Origin of the sequence: Micromonospora sp. NPDC005710 (assembly GCF_040630995.1) — a bacterium.
Classification (GTDB): Bacteria; Actinomycetota; Actinomycetes; order Mycobacteriales; family Micromonosporaceae; genus Micromonospora.
This window is the reverse complement of the sequence record NZ_JBEXYP010000026.1, coordinates 1-22,977: the sequence shown is the minus strand read 5'-3', so window position 1 is coordinate 22,977 and position 22,977 is coordinate 1. Positions and strand designations below refer to the sequence as shown.

Annotated in this window: 17 protein-coding genes; 9 read left to right on the top strand and 8 right to left on the bottom strand. The window is 69.7% G+C overall.

The window, feature by feature from the left end; genetic code table 11:
- Positions 1–19: 19 nt before the first annotated feature.
- Both ABZ406_RS26895 and ABZ406_RS26890 read left to right on the top strand, forming a co-directional pair.
- Positions 20–1,639: a serine/threonine-protein kinase gene (locus ABZ406_RS26895; protein WP_357767182.1), complete on the top strand. Its 1,620-nt coding sequence runs from the start codon at positions 20–22 to the stop codon at positions 1,637–1,639.
- Positions 1,640–2,062: 423 nt separating this feature from the next.
- Entirely contained in the window at positions 2,063–3,604 is a 1,542-nt protein-coding gene (locus ABZ406_RS26890; RefSeq protein WP_357767179.1) for a non-reducing end alpha-L-arabinofuranosidase family hydrolase, read from the top strand.
- Between the two features lie 94 nt (positions 3,605–3,698).
- Here ABZ406_RS26890 and ABZ406_RS26885 read toward each other — a convergent pair whose 3' ends face one another.
- On the bottom strand, positions 3,699–4,220 hold the full coding sequence (locus ABZ406_RS26885) for a class I SAM-dependent methyltransferase (RefSeq protein WP_357767177.1): 522 nt from the start codon (positions 4,218–4,220) through the stop codon (positions 3,699–3,701).
- A 256-nt stretch (positions 4,221–4,476) separates the two neighbouring features.
- Positions 4,477–7,707, bottom strand: coding sequence for a S8 family serine peptidase (locus ABZ406_RS26880; RefSeq protein ID WP_357767174.1), 3,231 nt, complete (start codon positions 7,705–7,707; stop codon positions 4,477–4,479).
- A gap of 181 nt (positions 7,708–7,888) precedes the next feature.
- Between ABZ406_RS26880 and ABZ406_RS26875 the strand changes: the two genes are divergently transcribed.
- Both ABZ406_RS26875 and ABZ406_RS26870 read left to right on the top strand, forming a co-directional pair.
- Positions 7,889–8,389 carry a sigma-70 family RNA polymerase sigma factor gene (locus tag ABZ406_RS26875; protein ID WP_357767171.1) on the top strand — a complete coding sequence of 167 codons (501 nt, stop codon included), beginning with the start codon at positions 7,889–7,891 and terminating at the stop codon, positions 8,387–8,389.
- On the top strand, positions 8,382–9,077 hold the full coding sequence (locus ABZ406_RS26870; RefSeq protein ID WP_357767168.1) for an RICIN domain-containing protein: 696 nt from the start codon (positions 8,382–8,384) through the stop codon (positions 9,075–9,077). The genes ABZ406_RS26875 and ABZ406_RS26870 overlap by 8 nt, the downstream gene beginning before the upstream one ends.
- Before the next feature lie 33 nt (positions 9,078–9,110).
- Here ABZ406_RS26870 and ABZ406_RS26865 read toward each other — a convergent pair whose 3' ends face one another.
- A complete protein-coding gene (locus tag ABZ406_RS26865; RefSeq protein ID WP_357767165.1) occupies positions 9,111–11,645 on the bottom strand; it encodes a hypothetical protein in 2,535 nt (844 codons plus the stop codon).
- A 147-nt stretch (positions 11,646–11,792) separates the two neighbouring features.
- Positions 11,793–12,455 carry a hypothetical protein gene (locus tag ABZ406_RS26860; protein ID WP_357767162.1) on the bottom strand — a complete coding sequence of 221 codons (663 nt, stop codon included), beginning with the start codon at positions 12,453–12,455 and terminating at the stop codon, positions 11,793–11,795.
- Between the two features lie 340 nt (positions 12,456–12,795).
- On the opposite strand from ABZ406_RS26860, the gene ABZ406_RS26855 reads away from it, so the two are divergent.
- The 4 genes from ABZ406_RS26855 (at position 12,796) to ABZ406_RS26840 (ending at position 18,262) form a co-directional block, all read left to right on the top strand.
- Positions 12,796–13,854 carry a HupE/UreJ family protein gene (locus ABZ406_RS26855; protein ID WP_357767159.1) on the top strand — a complete coding sequence of 353 codons (1,059 nt, stop codon included), beginning with the start codon at positions 12,796–12,798 and terminating at the stop codon, positions 13,852–13,854.
- A gap of 144 nt (positions 13,855–13,998) precedes the next feature.
- Positions 13,999–15,978 (top strand): metallophosphoesterase family protein, encoded by a 1,980-nt coding sequence (locus ABZ406_RS26850; RefSeq protein WP_357767157.1) that lies wholly within the window; start codon positions 13,999–14,001, stop codon positions 15,976–15,978.
- Positions 15,979–16,069: 91 nt separating this feature from the next.
- Entirely contained in the window at positions 16,070–17,137 is a 1,068-nt protein-coding gene (locus ABZ406_RS26845; RefSeq protein ID WP_357767154.1) for a DUF916 domain-containing protein, read from the top strand.
- Positions 17,138–17,290: 153 nt separating this feature from the next.
- A complete protein-coding gene (locus ABZ406_RS26840; protein ID WP_357767152.1) occupies positions 17,291–18,262 on the top strand; it encodes an NADP-dependent oxidoreductase in 972 nt (323 codons plus the stop codon).
- A gap of 4 nt (positions 18,263–18,266) precedes the next feature.
- On the opposite strand, the gene ABZ406_RS26835 is transcribed toward ABZ406_RS26840, so the two are convergent.
- The 4 genes from ABZ406_RS26835 to trpS all read right to left on the bottom strand — a co-directional run bounded on the left by ABZ406_RS26835 (position 18,267) and on the right by trpS (position 21,655).
- Positions 18,267–18,857 carry an HAD-IA family hydrolase gene (locus ABZ406_RS26835; RefSeq protein ID WP_357767149.1) on the bottom strand — a complete coding sequence of 197 codons (591 nt, stop codon included), beginning with the start codon at positions 18,855–18,857 and terminating at the stop codon, positions 18,267–18,269.
- 17 nt (positions 18,858–18,874) lie between these two features.
- Positions 18,875–20,131, bottom strand: coding sequence for a DUF6596 domain-containing protein (locus ABZ406_RS26830; RefSeq protein ID WP_357767146.1), 1,257 nt, complete (start codon positions 20,129–20,131; stop codon positions 18,875–18,877).
- 2 nt (positions 20,132–20,133) lie between these two features.
- Entirely contained in the window at positions 20,134–20,481 is a 348-nt protein-coding gene (locus ABZ406_RS26825) for a YciI family protein (RefSeq protein WP_357767358.1), read from the bottom strand.
- A gap of 127 nt (positions 20,482–20,608) precedes the next feature.
- Positions 20,609–21,655 carry a tryptophan--tRNA ligase gene (gene trpS / locus ABZ406_RS26820; RefSeq protein WP_357767143.1) on the bottom strand — a complete coding sequence of 349 codons (1,047 nt, stop codon included), beginning with the start codon at positions 21,653–21,655 and terminating at the stop codon, positions 20,609–20,611.
- 416 nt (positions 21,656–22,071) lie between these two features.
- Here trpS and ABZ406_RS26815 point away from each other — a divergent pair, with 416 nt between their 5' ends.
- Complete coding sequence (locus ABZ406_RS26815; protein ID WP_357767140.1) at positions 22,072–22,326, top strand: hypothetical protein; 255 nt, start codon at positions 22,072–22,074, stop codon at positions 22,324–22,326.
- Positions 22,327–22,977: the final 651 nt, after the last annotated feature.

Genomic DNA, 22,977 nt, shown 5'->3' with positions numbered 1-22,977 from the left:
CGGTCTGCGGGCATCCGGCGTGAGCAAGGGATTGCGTCTCGGTGACCCGGCCAGCCTCGGCGGGTACGAGGTGCTCGATCGCCTCGGCGACGGGGGCATGGGCAGCGTCTTCCTGGCCCGCTCGCCGCAGGGACGACGGGTGGCGGTCAAGGTCGTCCGTTCCGAGCTCTCGCACGACGAGGAGTTCCGCGGTCGGTTCCGTAGTGAGGTGAACCGCGCGCGCCAGGTTCCGCCGTTCTGCACCGCCGAAGTGCTGGACGCCGACCCGGACCATGACCCGCCGTACCTGGTGGTGGAGTACGTCGAGGGCCCCACTCTTGCCGAGGTGGTCCGGAAACAGGGGCCGCTCGGGGCGGCGCAGTTGCACAGCATCGCGGTCGGGGTGGCCACCGCGCTCACCGCCATCCACGGTGCCGGGGTGATCCACCGCGACCTGAAGCCGGCGAACGTCCTGGTGGCGCCGGGCGGGATCAAGGTCATCGACTTCGGCATCGCCCGCGCGTTCGAGGCGACGAGCCAGCACACCCGTACCAACCAGATGGTCGGGACTGTCTCCTTCATGGCCCCCGAGCGGTTCGACACGACGGCCGGCCGTCCGGTGGGCCCGGCCGCGGACATCTTCGCCTGGGGTGCCCTGGTGGCCCAGGCCGCGACCGGCCGCAGCCCGTTCGGGGGCGACTCGGCCACCGCGACCGCGATGCGGATCCTCACGCAACCGCCAGATCTCAGCGGGCTCAACGGGCCGTTGCGGGAGTTGGTCTCCCGGGCGTTGCAGAAGGATCCCGCTGACCGGCCCACCGCTCGGGAGTTGCTCGACGGGTTGTTGACCGCTGCGCATCCGGGCGGTGCCGGCGGGCCGGCCCAGTTCCTGAGCGCGATGCCGGCGGCGGGTGTGTCGCCCGTTTTCGGCGGTGGCGCTCAGGGTGCCGGGTCGATGCCACCGGGTCTGGCCACTGCCGGTCGCGCGGCTTCCGGCCGTCGTGGCTGGCTCACCGCGTTGGGTGCGACCGCAGCGGTGGTGGCGGTGCTGGTGCCCGCGTTCCTGTTCGGCCCGCAACTGCTGCGAGGGCAGTCCACACCGGGCCCGTCCGGCTCGCCGACGAGTGGCAGCCCGACATCGAGTGGGCCGGCTGCCAGCGCGTCAGCGTCCGCATCGGGGACGCCGACCGCGTCACCGTCGGCGAGCGTGGACCCGACCCGAGCCATGCTGGCCGGTCAGCGGCGACTGCTGCTGCACGTGGTGGAGATCGACCGTGATCTGTCGCTGCCGTTCCACGGTGAGCTCGGGGTCGGCAACGGCACCGGCAAGGATGCGCTCTTCGTGCTCGAACCGGTCGGGGTCGACTACCTGATCAAGTCGGTGAACCCGGAGATCGCCCACCGACCGTGCCTCGGGGTCAAGATCGATGCGAAGGGCTACAAGTCGCTCGTGGGGACCGACTGCCGGCCGATCGCGGCAACCCTGTTCGGGATATCCCGTGAGGCTGAGGACGACAAGGGTCGCCCCTCCTATGCCCTCGTCAATGACGAGCACGGCGTGGTGCAGTGGAGCCCGACGAAAAAGGAAATCTACGTGGAGTTCCTCGGTGACGCGCCCCTCGACACCACGTTCAGCCTGGTCGACCGAGGCGCGGTCTGACTCGGTGACAGGGTCGGGCGCCCCTGGCGGCCCGGTTCGGTCGAGGGCCGCCGACGCGCCCGCTCCGCCGGCCCGTCAGCGCACCGGCGCTGGCGTCGGCGGAGGTTCAGGGCTGATCCTCGGCACCGTAGGCGATGGGCAAACGTCGATGTTAACGCGCTCGCGGTGCCTCCTCAAGGGCTGATGTTCCCAGCACGTTACGTCTTGACGAACGCCATGTTATCGCTCACAGTCGATGCCTAAGGACGACGACGCAGTGGCTTTCCGGGCAAGCCCCGCCTCGTCGATCTCGAATCTGGCGTGCGCTAGTGCTCGCCGGCGTCGTGTTAACGCTAACTCTCTGACGCCTGTGCGCTCGGCCACGCGTCGCGGTGCGCCCACCCTCGGGCAGGCCGTTCGGCTCTTGGTCACTGGAGGAGGATCATGTCTGCCCTAGATAGGTCTCCATCGATCGCAACGCCGTCGCGGCGGCGTTGGTGGTTGCCCCGTCTCGTCGCCGCCGGCGCGGCGGCGCTGATGGTCGGTGGCGCCGCCGTAGCTGTGGTGTCGTCACCCGCCGCCGCGGCGTCTGTCGACACCAACGCGTGGTACGTGTTGGTCAACCGCAACAGCGGCAAGGCCCTGGACGTCTACAACCTGGCGACGAACGACGGTGCGCGGATCACCCAGTGGACCCGCAACAACGGCAACCAGCAGCAGTGGCAGTTCGTCGACTCCGGTGGTGGTTACTACCGGGTCAAGTCGCGGCTGTCCAACAAGGTGCTGGACGTCTCGGGCTTCTCGACCGCCAACGGCGGCAGCATCGTGCAGTGGAGCGACACCAACGGCACCAACCAGCAGTTCCGGTTGGCCGACTCGGACAGCGGTTACGTCCGGCTCATCAACCGCAACAGCAACAAGGTGATGGAGGTGCAGGGCGCCTCGACCGCCGACGGCGGCAACATCGTGCAGTACGACGACTGGAACGGCACCAACCAGCAGTGGCAGTTCGTCCGCGTCGGCGGTGGGACCGACCCCACCACTCCGCCGCCGACGACCCCGCCGCCGGGTGGGACGTGCGACCTTCCGTCGACGTACCGCTGGTCCTCGACCGGGGTGTTGGCGAACCCGAAGTCGGGCTGGGTGTCGCTGAAGGACTTCACCGTCGCTCCGTACAACGGCCAGCAACTGGTCTACGCCACCACGCACGACTTCGGTAGCAGTTGGGGCTCGATGAACTTCAGCCTCTTCTCGAACTACTCGCAGATGGCCTCGGCCACCCAGACCGGTATGAACTCCGGGACTGTCGCGCCGTCGCTCTTCTATTTCGCGCCGAAGAACATCTGGGTGCTCACCTACCAGTGGGGTGGCACGGCGTTCTCCTACCGGACCTCGACCAACCCCACCAACGCGAACGGCTGGTCCGCGGCACAGCCGCTGTTCACCGGAAGCATCACGGGTTCGGGTACCGGTCCGATCGATCAGACGATCATCGGTGACGGTACGAACATGTACCTCTTCTTCGCCGGCGACAACGGCAAGATCTACCGGGCCAGCATGCCGATCGGGAACTTCCCGGGCAACTTCGGCAGCAGCTACACGACCATCATGAGCGACACCACGAACAACCTGTTCGAGGCCGTTCAGGTCTACAAGCTCCAGGGCCTGAACAAGTACCTCATGATCGTCGAGGCGATCGGCTCGACGGGCCGCTACTTCCGTTCGTTCACGGCGACCAGCCTGAACGGTACGTGGACGCCGCAGGCCGCGTCCCAGAGCAACCCGTTCGCCGGCAAGGTCAACAGCGGCGCGACCTGGACCAACGACATCAGCCACGGTGAGCTGCTGCGCACCAACGCCGACCAGACGATGACCGTTGACGCCTGCAACCTGCAACTGCTCTACCAGGGGCGTTCCCCCAGCTCCGACGGCGTCGACTACGGGCTCCTGCCGTACCGGCCGGGTCTGCTCACCCTGCAACGCTGACCCGATCCGATCAAGCTCGACCGACCCGGAACGGGCGGGCTCGGCGTCACGCCGAGCCCGCCCGGCTCAGGTCGACCCGGGCGATCAGCCCAGCTCACCGGATCGGAGTGCCGGTGACACAGGTCAGCACACGGCCCCGACCACGAGTGGCGCTCGAGGTGGTCGTGGTGAAGCAGTGGGTTTGGAGCAGCAGCTCGGTCGCCGTGACGTTGGCGGTGGCGTGCGCCTCGGTGGGTCGCTCGCCGAAGACGTAGAGCCGTCCTCCCGGCGCGAGCAGGCTGCGCATCCGGGTGATCTGCTGCGCGGCGTCGCCCAACCAGAAGAGGCTGACGTTCACCGCGAAGATCTTGGTGAAGTGGCCGATCGGAAGGTCCGCCGACTCGAACCCGGCCCGCTGGATCTCGACTCTGCCGGCGTCGATGTGGCTCAGGTTGCGCTGGGTAGCGAGCCTCACCATTGTTGCGGCGCGGTCGATGGCGACGATCCGGCCGGTGGTGAGTCGGTCGGCGACCAGGGAGACGGCGGCTCCCCGACCGCAACCGACCTCCAGTAGCTGGTCGTCGGGTGCGACAGCCATGGTCTGCACCGCCCAGCGCTGCCGATGGGAGGCTGTCACTCGAATCGGTTCGTTCGTCGGTTCGGCATGTGACGCACCCGGATCGCGTGTCGAAAGAGCAGACCTCACGACGTCACCCGCCAGTGCCTTCTCTGCTCACACCCCTGATTTCACAGTGTCGGCGGAGTCGATGCACCGTGTCCTCGGTCACCGAGGGCGCCCTCACCCGTTGAGTCACCGACGCGCCGGCCGCCGGGGCGACTGAGGTCCGGTCCGGGACGGCCGCTTGCGCCGCCGCCCCGGACCGGGCAGTGCGTCAGGCGATCCGGTACGCCCGCTTGATCGTCTGCGTGACGGTGTTGCCGGCGGTGTCGGTGGCGGTCAGTCGCAGCGAGACGAATCCGGCCTGTCGTGGATGACTGATCAGGGCGACGTTCCGGATCACCGGCAACGTCACCCACGTGCGGCCGTCGTCGAACGACGCGGACACGCCGAGCGTGCGGTTGGGGGCGGCAGTCGAGCCGGTCTGCCGGTCCAGCGCCACCGGGATCGTCATGATCCGGCCGGTTCGTGCGGTGTTGGTGTCGTCGAGCACCGGCGTCGGCCGGGCTGTGGTCAGGGGCAGCCGCTCCGGCGACGCGGTGTGCGCCGAGGTGAAGGTCCACGCCACCGAGACCGACGTCGACAGGGTGTCAGGTGCGCCTCGGGTGGCTGTCGCCTCCAGCCGGTAGGTGGCCTTCCCGGCAGGCACCGCGAACTCGGCCCACGAGCTGTCCGAGGTGCCGACCTCCCTACCGTCGCGCAGCAGCCGGAACCGCACCGGCTGGTCGTCGCGGGTCGAGGGGCGACCTGTCGCGTCGCCGAACAGGGGCACCGCGGCGATCGAGATGGTGTCGCCGTCGCGGCCCGCGTACCCCAGTGGCGACAGCGTCGGCGCCTGGCTCACCGTGGGCCCGAACGGTGCCGTGTTCCAGGTCTGGGAGTACGTCCGCCCCGACCTGAAGGTGGAATCCTGGGTGGTGAGGTTGTCCCCCTCGACGAACGTGGACGACCAGACGATGCCGCCGTCGGTGTTGTAGTACTCGGTGCCGGTGAACGGCAGGTCGACAGGCGTGTTCGACCCGATCGGGCCGGAGCCTCCGCGCGCCGACGCGCGGTGGAACCGGGTGGCCGTCGTCGTCGTGGACTGGCTGCGGTAGGTAGTCCTGACCGTGGCGAGGTTCTTCGGGGACAGTTTCCTGGTCAGGCCGGTGAACATGTCGCCCTTGTCGACGTACGCCAGGTCGTAGGTGTAGGGGCTGTTCCGGAAGGTGCCGTCAGTGCCCGGCCGGGCGAGCCCGACGCCGAGCGTGGCAGTGAACTCGGGTGCGGCGACGGCGGGTCCGAGTCGGCCGAAGAAGACGTCCGCGAATGACACTCCGCTGAGTTGGACGCCCGGGTAACGCATGCCGTCGTCCCAGTTGGCGCTCACGTTGATCGAGATCGGTGCGGCGTCGCGCTGCGGCACCGTCAACGCGACCGGCTTGGCGCGACGGGCGTCGACCGCCTCGGTGATCGGGCCGCGTACGTCGAGGACCGGCTGGGCGAGCAGGGTCGACGCGGCACCCTCGTGGATGGTGCTGTACAGCGCGTACCGCCCCTTGGGCAGCCGCAGGACGCCGCCGCCCGGTGTCGCAGCGAGGGTGCTGAACTCGCCGGTGGTCAGGTTCGCCGCCACTGTCGTGTACGCGGTGGCCGGCTTGCCGTCGCGTCCGGTGTGGTTGAGCCGTACGTCGTAGCTCTCGATCTCCCGGTTCAGCACGAAGGGCGTCCGTACCCGCAGGTCGCCGGCGCCGGTCGCGGTCAGCGCCCCCTGGTAGACGCCGTCCGGGGCGTCAACCCGGGTGTCGACGGTGATCGTCGCCTCGGCGCGCCCACCGGCCGGCACCACGAGCGTGGCCGGGCTGACGGTGAGCATGCCGGCGGGGGCCGGCGCGATGGCCAGCGTCAGTGTGACCGGCGCGGTGCCCGTGTTGCGGTAGCCGACGACCTGGGTGACCGGGGTGTCGTCGGCGTGCGGCCAGCGTTGCACCGGAAAGTCGATGGCGGCGATGTCGCTGGCGACCGGCTGGGCGACCGCGCGGGCGATGTCCACCCGGCCGGCGCCCTGCTCGTAGATGGTGTCCTCGCCGGTCGGCTTGGCCGAGTCCATCAAGGCGGCCTTGAGTTGCGGGCCGGTCCAGTTCGGGTGCTGTCCGGCGAGGATCGCGGCGGTGCCGGCGACGTGCGGGGTCGCCATCGACGTACCCGACATGGTGGCGTAGTCACCGCCGGGGGCGGCGGCCACGATGTCGACGCCCGGCGCGCTGATCTCGGGCTTGATGTGGTTGTCGCCGATGCGCGGGCCGCGGCTGGAGAAGTAGGCCCGCTGGTCGTCGGCGTCGACCGCGGCGACGGCGAGGGCGTCGTCGGCGGAGGCCGGCGAGGACACCGACTTCGGCTTCCCCTCGTTGCCGGCCGCGACCACGAAGAGGGTGCCGTACCGGTGGCTCAGCTCCTGGACCGCTGTCTCCAGTGGGTCGAGGCCGGGCGCGTCGTCGCCGCCCACGCTCAGGTTGACCACCCGGGTCTGCGGCGCGAGCCACTGCATGCCGGTGATGATGTCCGAGTCCTGGCACTCGGTGGTGGCACAGACCTTGCCGACGAGCAGCTTCGCACCCGGTGCCACCCCGCGATACCTGCCGCCGGAGGCGGCGCCGCTGCCGACGATCGTCGACGCCACGTGGGTGCCGTGACCGACCGAGTCGCTCGGGTCGTTGCCGCCGGTGAAGTCCCGGACCTCGGTGAGGTGCCCGGCGAAGTCGGGGTGACCGGCGTCGATTCCGGTGTCCAGAACGCCGACCGTGATGCCGGTGCCGTCGAACCCAGCCTGCCACGCAGCCGGTGCACCGATCTGCGGCACGCTGCGATCGAGGGAGACTGTCCGCTTGCCGTCCAACCAGATGTGGGTGACCCCGGCGGTCAGGGTGCGCGCGGACGTCGTACCGCGGGTGAGCGACGCCCAGAGCGTCACCCGGTCGTCCCGGTCCGCCCGGACCGCGAGCGCGTGCGCGGCCGGGAGATCGGCCCGCACCCGCCCGGCGCCACCGGTGGTCGCGGTCCGCGCCCGCGCCGCCATGTTCTCGGGGTACGCGACAAGCAGCGGCAACTCGGCGGCCCGGTCGTCGTAGCCGAAGTCGTCGAGCGTGGTGAGATCGAACAGGCGTCGGTCGAGTCGACCGTCCCGCACCAGCGGCATCGCGTCCACCGGGATGACGTACTGATGACCGTCCTCGCGGCTGCTCACGAACCGCATGGCGGCCCGGCCCGGCCCGCGTTGGATCTGTGGGCGGCCCGCCGCGTCCAGCGACACGCGGTCCCCGGTGATCAGGGTGAAGGTTCCGTGGGTGCCGGGAGCGGTGGCCGCCGGCCTCTCCTGCGCGTTCGCCGGTTGGGCGGTCAGGCCCGCCGCCACCAGCGCGGTCGCGAGTACTCCGGCTGTCAGCGCGCGTCGTTGCCGTCGTCGCACATCGTCCTCTCCGCCACGGGCGTCTCCCGGGTCGGCACGATGACGCCTGGCCGGGTCGTCAGGTTGATCACAGTGGTGTGACAGAGGCCACAATCTCGCCCCGCGCCGACCTGACCGTTGCACCGGGGCGAGTTCCATGCGGCGGTGACCAGGGGACGAGGAGCGGGAGGGCACCGGTCGGATGCGTGACGCCGAAGAGTTCGACGCCCTCTACGCGGCCTGCGCGGGGCGGGTCGTGGGTCACGTCTACGCGCTCACCGGCAACCGCGCCGAGGCGGAGGACGCCGTCGCCGAGGCGTTCATGCGGGCCTGGCAGCGGTGGCGGACGGTGCGGGAGACCGACAGCCCGGAGGCGTGGGTTCGCCGGGTGGCGTCCCGGATCGCGGTGAGCAGCTGGCGCAAGGCGTTCAACCGGGTACGCGCCCACCGCCGGGCCGCCGTCAATCAGGGTGTGCCCGGACTGAACGAGGACCACGTCGCACTGTTGCAGGCGCTGCAACGGTTGAGTGCCAACGAGCGGCGGGCCGTCGTGCTGCACCACCTCAACGATCTCAGCGTCGCCGAGGTGGCAGCCGAGATGCAGGCCCCCGTCGGAACCGTGAAGACGTACCTCGCCCGAGGTCGGCGAGCGATGGCCGGGTTGCTGACCGATGCGCACCAGGAGGAGACCTCCCATGGCTGATCCGCGCGAGGACCTCACCGCGATCGTGGACGAGGTCCGGCGAGTCGCCACACTGCCGGGGGCACAGACGTTGCGGCACCGCAGCGACAGGCGCCGGCGGCGACGGACGGCCGTCGGTGCGGCGGGGCTGGCAGTGGTGGCCATCGTCGCCGGCACCACGTTCCGCCAGGCGCGAAACGACGTCGAGACGCCTGGTGTCGACCCGGCCACCCAGGTCGCATCACCAGTGCCCCCGTCCGCGACCGCCTCGGCGGGACCACAGGAGATCCTCGCCGGCCGGCGACAGGTCCAGATCACGATGCCCGGCATGCCCGGAGCGACGTTGGCGATCGACAGCGACGGCGATCAGGTGCGGGCCAGCACCGAACAGGGCATCGACGACCGGGCGCTGTGGGTGCTGCGCCCCGAGGGCGACAGGTACCGGATCCTCCGGGCGGCCGGCGGTGACGCGATCTGCATGACAGTCGTGCACGACACCGCGCCGGGCAGCGTCCGCGGTCGGCCGTGCGACGCCGCCGCCTCGACGCAGCTCTTCCGGATCGACCGGGTGCCGGACGGCAGCTACTCGATCTTTCAGGGCAAGCGCTACGTCCAGGTGGTCGACGGCACCAACGCCCTGGTTCCCGACCTGCCCGAGGGCCTCACCACCACGTACGAGTTCGAAGACCGAGGGCCGGCCCCGCGCTGAGCACGGGGCCGGCCCGGTCGGCATTCGTTCCGGTCAGGCCGGGGGACGACGCGGGTTCGACCGCAGCGCGTCCGGGTCGAGTCTCGGCGGGCGCGGGCGCCAGACCATGGTGTCGACCGCGACGGCGGCCGAGGTGACAGTGGTCGAGGTGTAGCGGTCCCGGCTGGCCGTGACAGCGACAGTCAGACGCTGCCCGAGCATGGCCTCCGGGATCGCGAACGTCGAGTCGTTCGCCCTCCAGATCTCGACACCGTTCGCCAACCACTGGTACCAGTATTGCTCCGCGCTGGGCGTCCATTCGCCCGGGTTCACCGTGACAGTGCCACCGGCCGCCACCGTTCCGCTGATGGTGGGTGGCTTGACCGACTGCAGTACCGGCGGTGGGCCGATCGTGAACGCGTTGGCCAGGACCAGCGGCTTGAGCGTCCCGTACGGGTGCAGGGTCAGGGTGGCCGGACCGAGCACTGCCTGGCTGAGATCCACCTCGACGGTGAGCGTCCTGCGGTCCGCCGAGACCGTCTTCACCCAGGCCCGGATCGGCACCGTGCGGTAGGGGCTCACCTCGACCTTGTCGTCCTGGTGCAGATAGGTCCCGTGGATGGTGATCGTCCTCAGGTCACCCGAGGGCACGGTGCCCGGAGCGACGGATGCGACAGTGGTAACAGCGTTGGCGACCGCGAACCGGTAGTCCATGAACGTCCGGGACCAATGGCTGTCGGCTTTGACCCGGAAGACCCGCAGACGGTGGGCGCCCTCGGCCGTCGGCGTCCAGGTCACCTGCGCGGTGCCGTCGGCGCGGGCCGGGACGGTCACGTACGACCCGCTGTTCATCGAGTAGTGGTAACCCACGGTGTCGGGCAGGTACGAGCTGAAGGTGAACGCGCCGGTGGCCAGTCGGCCGCTGCCGTTCTCCGGGAACTCGACGGAACTGACCTGCGGCTCGTCCGTCGTCGTCCAGACCTGGCTGCCCCTCTCCGTCTGCACGCCGGCGGCGTTACGGGCGACGACGCTCACGTAGTTGTGGCCGATCACCATCGTGCGGAAGCTGAAGGTGACAGTGCCGTTGGCGGACGGACGGAGAACCTGTTTCGTGCTGTCGTCGTCGTTGAGCGTCGCCACGTAGTCGACGATGTCGGCCATCGAGCTGCGCGCGGTGAAGGTGGACGAGGTGCCAGCCGCGGTGCTGCCGGTGCGGGTCACTGTTGGTGCCGCACCGTCGACCGAGACGTTCAGCCAACGAGGGGTGGACAGGGTGCCGTCTGCGCTCCGGCTCTGGATCCGCAGGCCGTCGACGTCGGCATCGGTGGCGGTCCAGACGAGGTCGGCGCTGCCGTCCGGACGGGCTGGCACAGTGGTCTTCACCACCGGCCGCTGGTCCAGGCCCGAGTACTCCGGCCAGTACAGGTACTCCACGACCTGCGGCGCGCGCGGGGCGAGGTGGATGGTGAGCGAGGAGCCGATCGTCACCTCTCCACGCGTGTCACCGGTGAGAACCGGGGCGTCGTCGACCGCGAACGCGTAGGCGCGCGGGACGTGCGCGGTGCCGTCGTGGGTGACGCTGTGGACGTACAGGGTCTGCCGGCCGCCACGGGTCGGGGCGATCATCGCCGTCGCCTTTCCGCTGCCATCCGCCGCCACGGTGCCGGACGGCCCGCCCTCGTCGATCCGCCACGCGAAGGACGCCGTGCCCGCGACAGTGGCCCGAAAATCGAACGCGCCGGGTACGCCGACGTTGTAGTCCTGGTTCGGCGTCAACTCCGGGTAGGCGGCGGAGAAGACCTCCGGTCGGGTCTCCTTGACGTAGAACGGGTGAACCGCCCGCTCGGACCTGTTTCCCGCCCGGTCGACGGCATAGACAGTCAGTGAGTGGGAAGTGGCAGCCTTGGGCGTGAACGTGACGACCCCCGGCCCTCCGAGACCGTCAGCGTCGACTGTGGATTCCTTGTACTCGCCAGGCAGCTCGCTCGAGTAGAACCTGTAGAGGTAGCTGACGGTGTCGGTTGAGGCCGAGGTCACCGTGAACGTGCCGGGGACACCGATCGCGCCACTGCGGGCTGAACCGCTTGGGTAGTCGGTCGAGGTCACAGTTGGTGCCGGGCCTCCGGTGCGGTCGACGGTGAAGTGGCACGTGTCGCTCCACGGCGACGCGTCAGCACCGTCAAGGACACGCACCCGCCAGGCGTACGTGACGCCGTCGAGCTGCCGCGACTCGTCCTCGAGTTGGACGTAGACGATCGTGCCCTCCTCGCCCATCTCGCGGAGCCACTGCTGCGGTCGGGCCGGGTCGGTGACGTCCCACACCTGGAAGTCGGCCTGCCGTCCGCTCCGCGGCGTACCGCTGTGGGTGCCCTGTAGCGAGACGGCCTCGGCGCTGCCGAAGTGTTTCGGGTTCAGGTACGGCCCCGGAGCGGCGTCGGCGCACTCACTACCGGCGGTCTTGAGATCGGTCGGTGCGCTCGCCGCCGCGGTGGCGGTGGCGGAGGTGAGCCCCACCGCCGCGCCGCAGACGAGCGTCACGGCGACGCCCAGCGACACCATCCGTCGGTGAATGCGCGAAGCGGTACCCAAGCCCTGCCTCCACTACCGGTCCCGATCATGATCAATCGGTAGAGGATCGCACGCCGGATCGATCCACGGCAGCCCGTCTTTCCGGCCCGAAGATGAGCCGAACGGATGCGGCGACCCGGGGACCCGCGCGGGGGGAGCCCTCCGGTGTCAGAGCCAGAGCACGATCCCGGTCAGGTCGTTGAGGACCGCTGCCACGCCCGCCCGGATGGCCGCCGCGCAGCGGTCGGCGGTGAACGAGTTCGGGTCGTAGTTCGAGGACATCCCGAGCCCCTCACCACGGAACGACGCGCCATCCCAGTCGACAGCCGTGACGTTGTGGGTGGGCTCGGCCAACTCCGCGCCGACCACGAGGAACGCCGCGTCGAGGTGGTTCGGGGTGACCAACGCGAGCCCGTCGACGAGATCGTTGCCGGCGCTGACGATGAGGTCCGGGCCCATCTCCATGGCCTTGGCGATGCTGGGAACGGTGTCGTGCGCACTGCCGACCGTGATCGTCCTGAGGTCGACGTGCTCGTCGTCGGCCCATTCGTCGACAGCCGTCACGAGCGCCTTGGTCGGGTTGTCCGTACCGCTCGTGAGCAGGACGACCCGGTAGTCCTTCGGCGGGTGGACACCTGCCCACGAACCGGGTCGCGGAGTGATCGTCGCCTCCGGTGCCGGCGTCGTGGAGGGGTCGACGAACCCCGGGCCGAGAGTGCCGATGGCGCTGGGCGCCGGACGCGGCTCGGACCAGTCGTCGCTGGAGTTGCAGGCGGTGACCAGCGCGGCGGTCGCGGCCAGCATGGCAACGGCCCGAAGCGGGGGGCGCAAGGTGATCGTCCTCCGGGTGGTGGCGGAAAGTTCGCGTACTTCTGCGTATTCCTATCTCAATTCTGGTCACCGGTGATCAGTGGGCCGCCGTTCACCGACGTTGTTCTCCGGCGGTTCGTCGCTGCGCGGGTTGGTGTTCACCCGCGACATGCAACGTGCACTGGCCAACCGAGGGAGTCGAATGTCAGGCCGCATCCGCCGTACCGTTATCGTCGCCGCTGTCGGTTTCGCCGCAGGGGTTGTTCCGTTTCTGGCCGCCGAACCGGCGTCCGCACACGGCTTCTCGTCGACTGTGTACACGAAAATTGCGGCGGGAGATGAGGGTCACATTCGGACCGGGGTGGAACTCGAATACGACCTACTCGTCGTATCCGCAGCGGATGCCGGCGACGACGACGCGCTCTTCCGGGCGGGAACCGCCGCCTTCGAGGCGGGCGACAGCGCCGCCCAGGCCGCCGCTCTGAAGAGTCACACGTCGGCGGTCCTCGGGTACGTCTCCGACCGGTTCTCGGTGAGTTCCCGGGGTGCGGACTGCCGGCCGGCCCAGGTGGGTGACGCGACGATCGGCGAGCGCGAGGGTGTGCCGTACGCGAACCTGCTGCTCGACTGGACGTGCCCGGAGCGGGTCGACGAGCACGTGGTGCGCAGCGGTCTGTTCCCGGACGACGAGGGCTACGTCAAGGGCACGAAGACGATCGTCACGTACGAGATCGACGGTCGCTCCGGCAGTGCGGCGCTGGACGCCGCGAACCCGTCCTTCTCGACAGCGCAGACCTGGTACCAGCGGTTCGGCGAGTTCTTCCTCCTGGGTGCCGAGCATCTGTTGACCGGGATCGACCACATTCTGTTCCTGCTGGCGCTCATCGCCGGGTCGCGGCGGCTCCGGGAGATCGTGCTCGCGGCCACCAGCTTCACACTCGCGCACTCGGTGACGTTCATGCTGGCCGCTCTCGGCCTGGTCGAGGTGCCGGGCGTGGTGGTGGAGCCGATCATCGCGTTGTCGATCGCCGTCGTCGCCGGCTGGCACCTGTGGGGGATCTGGCGGCGTGGTGAGCGCGCGGCCGAGCTGGAAACGGTCGGGCGTGGGCACCTCAGCCTGGATCGGGCCGGCTGGATCCGCCTCGGTGTGGTGTTCTGCTTCGGCCTCGTGCACGGTCTGGGTTTCGCTGGCGCGCTGGGCATCGACGAGGCGTGGTCGTGGACTCTCCTGTGGTCCCTGCTGGTGTTCAACGTCGGCATCGAGGTCGTTCAGTTGACGATTATCGCGATCGTCTTCCCGTTGCTGTTCGTGCTGCGCCGTCGCGCGCCGAAAGCCGGCCTCTGGGTGACCGGTGCCGTTTCCGCAGCGGTGTCCACTATGGGGTTGATCTGGTTTGTGCAGCGCGTTTCCGGATCATGAGTATGGCTAAGTAGTTCGTGACGTGCAGTCTTTCGCAAGATCACGTTCATGGTTGGTTCATCGGGCGACGAAAGCGTGGAATTGCTTCCCCAGTGTCGGGTGAAGACACCATCCATTTCTCTATTTGAAAAGGGAACAATGTCGATGACATTGAGCACCTCGACACGGGCCTCGGCGCTCGTGCGGCGGCGCCTGGTCGCCGGGGTCGCCGCCGGCTTCCTGGGGTTGGGCGCGGCCCTCGGCAGTGGCCTGACGGCCACCGCGAGCGCGGCCGAGCCCACCACGATCAGCAGCGTGATCCTCGGCGTCGGCGCCAACGAGACCCAGCGGATCGTGACCTGGTACTCCTCGGCCGACACCGCCCAGAAGATCCAGCTCGCCCCGACCGCCGAGATCGTCAACGGCGAGTTCCCGGCCAGCGCGGTCAGCTTCGACGCCGTCGGTGCGCCGAACACCTCCACCACCGGGTTCAACCGGCACGCCACGATCAGCAACCTGCGCGAGAAGACGGCGTACTCGTACCGGGTCGGCGCCGAGGGCAACTGGTCCCCGGCGTACGCCTTCAAGACGCAGGATTTCGAGGGCGACTACGACTTCCTGTTCTTCGGCGACCCGCAGATCGGCTCCTCCGGCGACCGGCTGAAGGACCAGGCCGGATGGGAGGACACGCTGAAGGTCGCCACCGCGGCGAACCCGAACGCGGAGCTGCTGGTCTCCGGCGGCGACCACGTCGAGTCCGCCAACGACGAGGGTCAGTGGACCTCGTTCATGGCTCCCGACCAGCTGCGGCAGTACCCCGTCGTCGCCACCATCGGTAACCACGACGTCGGCGGCAAGTCCTACGAGCAGCACCACTTCACCCCGAACACCGACCGCACCGCCCCGTACTACGACAACGGGAACCCGGCGGGCACCAAGTCCGGTGGTGACTACTGGTTCGTCTACAAGGACGTGCTGTTCATCGACATCAACAGCAACAGCTACAAGCTGCCGACCGACGGCAGCAACGCCGGCGACGCCGCCCACGTCTCGTACATCACCGACGTGGTGAACAAGCACGGCTCCGAGGCCAAGTGGAAGGTGCTCGTCTACCACCACTCGATCTACTCGCCGGCGAGCCACTCGACCGACACCGACAACAAGCAGCGTCGGGAAGACTTCACCACCGCCTTCTCGAACCTCGGCATCGACATGGTGCTCCAGGGTCACGACCACAGCTACTCGCGCAGCTACTCGATCAAGAACGGCCAGAAGGAGAACCCGGCCGAGAAGCCGGGCGCTGCCGACGTGTTCCCCGGCCCGGGTGGCGTCATCTACGTGACCGCCAACTCGGCCTCCGGCTCGAAGTACTACGACATCAAGGCGCCGGACGCCACCGGCACCGGCATCCGGGGCAACGGTCCGGACCCGCTCGACCCGGGCAAGTTCTGGTACAACTCCGTGCAGAACCAGGAGCACGTCCGCAGCTACGTCAAGGTGCAGGTGCGCGGCGACAAGCTGGTCCTGGCGAACGTGCGCAGCGGCACCTGCGCGGCGCCGAACGCGTCGGTCGAGGCCGGCCTCTCCTGCGTCAACACCCCGGACGGCCAGCCGGTCGGCTCGATCGTCGACAACGTGACGGTGCACCCGTTCCACGGTGACGGTCAGGCCATCCAGGTGAACGTTCCGAACCCGGCTCCGGGCGAGTTCGGCTGGACGATCGACGGCTACAACGGTCTGGTCGACCTGGGTACCGCGCAGGAGCGCAACGGCACCTACTTCCAGGCCAACGGCAAGATCAACCCGATCCTGGTGTCGGACAGCCGGCGCTCACTGGCCCCGTGGTCGATCTCGGCGAACGTCGGCGACTTCTCCGACGCCGACAAGACGTTCTCCGGCTCCTACCTCGGTTGGAACCCGTACGTGCTCGACGCCGGCGCGGGTGCCGAGGCCGGTGCCCCGGTCCTGTCGTCCCTCGACGACCAGGGCAAGGGCCTCTCGGTGTCCAGTGCGCTCGCCGCGGCGGCGCAGGGTCACCCGCGTGGCGGCGCCAAGCTCGGCGCTGACCTGGACCTGAAGATCCCGGACAGCATCGCGAAGGGCAGCTACCGCACCACCCTCACGATCACTGCGCTGAGCAGCTGACCGGACAGCTCCATCCGGGCGGGGTAGGCACCTTCGGGGCCTACCCCGCCACCCATTGGCGTCCCTCCCAAGATCACCTCAAGGAACCGACATGTACCCGTCCGTAACGCGCTGGAAGACACGCCTCCGTACGACCGCACTGTCCCTGCTCGCCGTCGTGGCGGCCGTCGGTGTCGGTGCCGGTCCCGCCCTGGCCGCAGACGGCAACGTCGCCTGGACGGTTCGGACGGCCTCCAACGGCTACGGCGAGGCCCGGTCCAGCTACAGCTACAACGTCAACCCGGGCGGTGCCGTCGAGGACGCCATGGTCGTCGCCAACCGCGGCCCGGCGCCGCTGACCCTCGCCGTGTACGCGGCCGACGGCTTCACCACCGACGCCGGCCAGCTCGACCTGCTCACCAAGGACACGAGATCGGTGGCGATCGGCGCCTGGGTCAAAGCCACCGCCAGCAGCGTCGTGGTGCAGCCCGGCAAGACCGCGCAGGTTCCCTTCACTGTGCGCGTCCCGGAGAACGCCACGCCCGGTGACTACGTCGGTGGCATCCTCACCACGCTGACCCAGGCCGACCAGGCCGAGGGGATCAACGTCGACAGGCGCCTCGGTATCCGGATCAAGCTGCGGGTGGGCGGCGAGCTGAAGCCGAACCTCGCGATCGAGAACCTGCACGTGACGTACGACGGACCGACGAACCCCTTCAGCAAGGGTGACGCCACTGTCACCTACCAGGTTCACAACGTCGGCAACGCCGCCCTGTCCGGTGAGCAGGCGGTCACCGTCTCGGGTCCGTTCGGCCTGCTGCGGGTACGGGCAACCGACGTCGCCGCCCCGCCGGAGCTGCTTCCCGGTGAGAGCTGGAACGTGAGTGTTCCCCTGCACGGGGTGGCTCCCGCCGTGGCGCTCGCCGCGACCGCGACGGTGACACCGCTTCTCACCGACGCCTCGGGCTCCACCACCTCGCTCAAGCCGGTCCAGGCCACCGCACACGGCTGGGCCCTGCCCTGGACGCTGGTGCTGCTGCTCGTCGTGCTTGTCGCCGTCCTGGTGGGGGCGTACCTGTACCGACGCCGCGACCGGGCGCAGCGCAAGGCCCGCGAGGACGCCCGGGTCCGCGACGCCGTCGCGCAGGCGCTCCGCGGTCCCGAGCCACAGACCTCCTGAGCGCGGCTCCGGATCAACTCGGCAGGTTTCGCAGCACCACAGTGCCGAGTACCGGCGTTCGTCCTTGTGGGTGAACGGCGCCCGGCTCCGGGTCACGCCTGGCCACGAGCCGGCATGCTGCGACGGTGACGCCGGCACGGAGAGGGAATCCACATGGTTGACGGGGATGTGCCAGAGCGGATGCAGGCCGCTGCCCTGGACGAGTTCGGCGGGCCGGAGGTGATCACCCTGCGGAAGTTGCCGATCCCGCAGGTCGCCGACGACGAGGTGCTGATCAAGGTCTGGAGCGCCGGCGTCGGGGTGTGGGACGCGTACGAGCGGCAGGGCATGCTGGTGCCGGAGGGCTCCGCGCTCCCGATCGTGCCCGGCTCCGACGGTGCCGGAACCGTGATCGCGGCCGGCAGCACTGTGACGAACGTGGGCGTGGGTGACCTGGTCTACGTCGCCGCCACCACCCGGCCGAAGGGCGGCTTCTACGCCGAGTACGCCTGCGTCAAGGCGGAGTACGCGGCGAAGGTGCCCGACGGTCTGACGCCGGAGCACGCCGGTGCCATGCCCACCGACGCGCTGACCGCGCTGGCCGGGCTCGACGCGCTCAGCCTGTCGGCCGGCGCCTGGCTGTTGATCTTCGGTGCGAGCGGTGGTCAGGGTCACCTGGCCGTGCAGTTGGCGAAGCGGCAGGGACTGAACGTGGTCGCCATCGCGTCCGGGGCGGACGGCGTCACACTCGTGACCCGGCTCGGGGCCGACGTGTCACTCGACGGCCACGGCGACATGACCGACGTACTGGCCCGAATCCGGGACGCGGCACCGGGCGGCGTGGACGCCATCCTGGCGATGGCCGGCGGCCCGACCCTGGACCAGCTCGCCGAGGCGCTTGCCGACGGCGGGGTGATCGCGTTCGCCCACGGGGTGCGGCCGGAGCCGCAGGAACGGCCGGGCGTCACGGTCCGCGCGTACGACGGCGAATCCAGCCCCCGACAGTTGCAGCGTCTCAACGAACTCATCGAGGCCGGGCCGTTCGTGGTGCACGTCGCGGAGAAGTTCCCGCTGGGCAAGGTGCGGGATGCGCACCAGCGCCTACAGACGTCCTACGCCGGCAAGCTCCTGCTGACCGTCGCCTGAGACGTCAGGACGTGCGCTGCTGCGGCACGCGTACCGACGCCATGCCCGCCGCCGTCGCGGCCTGGATGCCCAGGTCGGTGTCCTCGAAGACCAGGCAGGACTCCGGGGGTACGCCGAGCTGCTGCGCCGCGAGCAGGAACGCCTCCGGGTCGGGCTTGGCCCGCGTGTAGTCGTCGGCGCAGACCAGCACGTCGAACCGGTCCAGCAGGCCGAGCGCGTCCAGGGAGGCGGTGACCGACGCGCGGGTGCTGCCGGACACGACGGCGAACGGAACCCTCCGGTGCGCATCGTGGATGTGCGCCAGCACCTCGGGCACGGCGGCGAGCTGCGGCAGCAACTCCTGGTAGTAGCTCTCCCGGCGCTCGACGACGGCAGCCACCGGCATGGCCAGACCCTGCTGCTCGTTCAGGGCGACGATGATGTCGGCGGTGGGCCGACCACCCCAGGCGTAGAAAAGGTCCTCCGGGAACTCGCAGCCCCACTCCTCAAGGGCCCGCTGCCAGGCCAGGTAGTGCAGCGGCATCGAGTCGACGATGGTGCCGTCGCAGTCGAACAGGTACGCGGCGAACGGCCCTGGAGGCAGAGGCAGACTCACCCGGGGAAGGGTACAGCTCACTCGGTGGGAACGGATCGCAATTGTCTGAGCAGGTACTCGCGCTCCGGGTCGGTGCCGACGAGCGTCAACGCGATGCGGTACGCGGCGGCGGCCTCGTTCCACCGGCCGAGCCGGCGCAGCAGGTCGGCCCGCGCCGCCGGATAGGGATGATGGCCGCGCAGCCGCGGCTCGTCGGCCAACTCGTCGAGCAGCGCGAGCCCCGCCGCCGGCCCGTCCCGCATGGCCACCGCGGCGGCCCGGTTCAGCGCGACGATCGGTGAGGGCACCAGGCCGAGCAGTACGTCGTAGAGCGCCACCACCTGTGGCCAGTCGGTGCTGGCCACGTCGGCGGCCTCGTCGTGCAGCGCGGCGATCGCGGCCTGCACGCCGTACGGGCCGGGTCCCGGGCCGGTCAGTGCGACCACCACCAGGCCGCGCCCCTCCTCGATCATCTGACGGTCCCAGCGTCCGCGGTCCTGGTCGTCGAGGAGGACCATCGCGCCGTCCGGCCCGGTACGCGCGTCCCGTCGGGCGTGAACCAGCAGCATCAGGGCGAGCAGTCCGGCGACCTCCCGCTCGGCGGGCAGCAGCCGACGCAGGATCCGGCCCAGCCGGATGGCCTCCTCGGCCAGGTCGATCCGTTGCAGCTCCGGGCCGGAGCTGGCCGCGTACCCCTCGGTGAAGACCGAGTAGACGGCCTGGAGCACTGTGGGCAGCCGACCGGGCAGCTCGTCGGGGCCGGGCACCCGGAACGGGATGCGAGCGTCGCGGATCTTCCGCTTCGCCCGGACGAGCCGCTGGGCCATGGTGGCAGGCGGCACCAGGAAGGCCCGCGCGACAGCGGCGGTGGTGAGACCGGCCAGGAAGCGCAGGGTGAGCGCGCCGCGATCCGGCGCGGCCAGGGCCGGGTGCGCACAGGTGAAGAACAGCGCCAACCGGTCGTCGGGCAGGTCGCGGTCCGCGTCGGCGGGCGGCGCGTGGTCGGCCCGCTCGGCCTCCGCCCGGAGTACGGCGAGCCGCGTCGCCAGCACCCGGTCGCGACGCAGCCGGTCCACCGCCCGTCGCCGGGCCGTGGTCAGCAGCCAGGCGCCCGGCCGACTCGGGACGCCGTCGGTCGGCCAGTGCGTCAGCGCCGCTTCGATGGCCTCCGAGGCGACCTCCTCGGCCAGGTCGAGGTCACCGAAGCGGCGCACCAGCGAGGCGAGCAGTCGGCCGCGTTCCTCCCGGAACACCGCCTCCACCGACGAACCGACCGCCGCATCCTCACCCGGCATGGTCAGACCGGCACGTCGATCTCGGCGATCGGACGGACCTGGACCGACCCGGTGCCGATGGCCCCGGGGCTGCGGGCCGCCCAGTCCAGCGCGGCGTCGAGGTCCGGCACGTCGATGACGTCGTACCCGCCGAGCAGTTCCCGGGTCTCGGCGAACGGCCCGTCGGTGATGGTGCGCTCGCCGTCCGGACCGACCTGCACCGTGGTGCAGGTGGTCAGGTCCTGCAGGGGATGCCCGGAGACCCAGACCCCGGCGTCCTTCATCTCCCTGTCGTACCGGATCCAGTCCTCGAAGGTGCACCCGTTGCCGACGGCTTCCCCGTCGACCAGGGGACTCATGAACAGCAGCATGTACTTCACGTTTCGGCTCCTCTCGGTGCGGCAGGTCGCCGTACAGCATGACGACGAACGCGGGTCGCGGTCATCGACACGGCGGGTCAGCTTTTTTCGCCTGAGAGGCCGGGCGGGTGCCGGCCGGTCACTTTCTCGACGCCGAGCGCTCAGCCCGCCGCCGCACCTGCTGGTACGCGCCGGTCAGCCCCATCGCCCGACGTACCTCGACCATTGTCCGGCGTACCTCCTGGCGGGTGCGTTCCGTACCCTCGACGATCAGTCGGTCGACCAGGCCCCGGTCGGCTTCGATCTCGGTCCGCCGCTGCCGGATCGGCGCCAGGAACCCTTCCAGCGCGACGATCAGCCGTTCCTTGACCTCCACGTCACCCACCCGCCCGGCCCGGTACCTCCGGGCCAGGTCGGCCACCTCGTCGCGGTCCGGATTGAAAACCTCGTGGTACGCGAACACCGGGTTGCCCTCCACGGTGCCCGGCACGTCGGCCCGCACCCGGTTCGGGTCGGTGTACATGCCGAGGACCTTCCGACGCACGGTTGCGGCGTCGTCGGAGAGCGCTATCGAGTTGCCCCGGCTCTTGCTCATCTTGGCGGCCCCGTCGGTCCCCACCAGGCTCGGGGTGTCCGCCGGAATCAGCTCGGGCACCGGGAAGACGTCCCCGTACAGGTGGTTGAACCGCCGGGCGATCTCCCTGGTCACCTCGACGTGTGCGGCGTTGTCCCGGCCGACCGGAACCACCTCCCCCTTGACGCAGAGGATGTCCGCGGCCTGGAGCACCGGGTAACCCAGCAGCCCGTACGGCATCTCCTCCTTGCCGGCGTCGCGGGCCATGTCCTTGAGCGAGGGCACCCGTTCCAGCCGGGGCACTGTCACCAGGTTCTGGAGAAGAGTGTTGAGGTCACCGACCTCGGGGATCGCCGACTGGAGGTAGAAGACGGCCCGGTCCGGGTCGACACCGGCGGCGAGGATGTCGGTCACCATCTCGCGGGCGTTGCCGGAGACCTGGTCGATGTCCTCCCGGCGGTTGCGGGTGGTGAGCATGTGCAGGTCGGCGATGATGAAGAAGCTCTCGTAACGCCGGTGCAGCCGTACCCGGTTGGCGATGCTGCCGACGTAGTGGCCGAGATGCAGGCGGCCGGTGGGCCGGTCCCCGGTGAGCATGCGTGCGATGGACATGGTGGTGCCTCTCGTGACCGAAGGTGGGTGACGCGTGGACGCGCGCCGAGCAGGGCTGTCAGCAGTGCTCGGTCAGCGGGATCGACTCAGCGAGTCGCCCGCCATCGCGCGCCGGCGCGAAACCGCAGACCACCGGCACGGAGGACGTTCAGAAAGTTGCTCACGGCCGTCGCCGGAGCAGATCGGGATCTCGGGCACGGCACCGAGGAGACGGCCGTCGACCAGGTCGACCGCCTCGGATGCGCAGTTGCCCGTCCGGACCACGGCCTCAGATTACCCGCGAGACGGTCATCTCCGGGGCGTCCGCACCTGTCCTCCGTTCGCAGTGCCCATCCGCTGGCGACATGTTCAGCCCGCTGACCAGGTGGCAATGCGTTCGACGTCGCGTCGCCGGTCCGCTGGCATACTCGGCTGCCATGGTGCTGTCGCGAGGGTGGAGTCTCTTCCTGGTCGGAGTGGGCGTCTGGACCTGGGTGATCTGGCCGAGGTTCGCGGTGGCCATCTGGCAGGACCCGCGGTCCTGGGCTTCCGGCACCGTGGCGGACGGCCCGGCCACCAGCTTCCTGTGGGTGCATGCGCTGCTGATCGCCGCGTCGTTGGCGATCGGCACCACCGCCGGCGTCCTCGGGGTCCGGGCCTGGCTCGCCGCTCGGCGCCGTCAGGCGTCCTGAAGGCACGTGGTGGCCCGGCCTGCTGGCGGCGCTGGTTTCACCGGTTCCGGCCTCAAGCGCTTGACCTGCGGGAACTGTTCGGACGCGCGAATGTGACGCGCGCCGCTGCCAGTGGATTTGACGATCAAACCCGCAGACGCGTAACTTTCTCTCTGCCAGCGCGGAACGGGGCAAACGGGACGAAAGTCCTGAAGCACCGGTACGGGATGGCACCGGGTCACGCAGGGGTTCGCTCCTGGGAGACGCGGTCCGGGCGGGGCTTGCCGGATCGGCCGCGAGGCGGATTTGGTGCGGCGAAGCCGACCGGGTAAGGTTCACGACTGGCAGGGAGCCGGGCGAGACTGCGGGACACCGCAGCGGCCGGTCTGCCGAATCCGACGACCTGACGCAGCGGTTCGCTGCTGCGTGAGTGCGCCGGCGCTGACCCGTACGAAGCATGACAGACCGGGACACACGGTTTGACACAGCCAAGACGGTGAGGTAACGTAGTAAAAGTGCCCGGCGCGAGAGCGACGGGGACACGGTACGGAAAAGCCCCGGTCGGGGCCCTGCGGTTGTGGGGTTTCTGGTTGGTGTGTGGTTGTTCTTTGAGAACTCAACAGGGTGCTTGTAAAGCCAGTGCCAATTATGATTTATACCCCGGACTGGTCA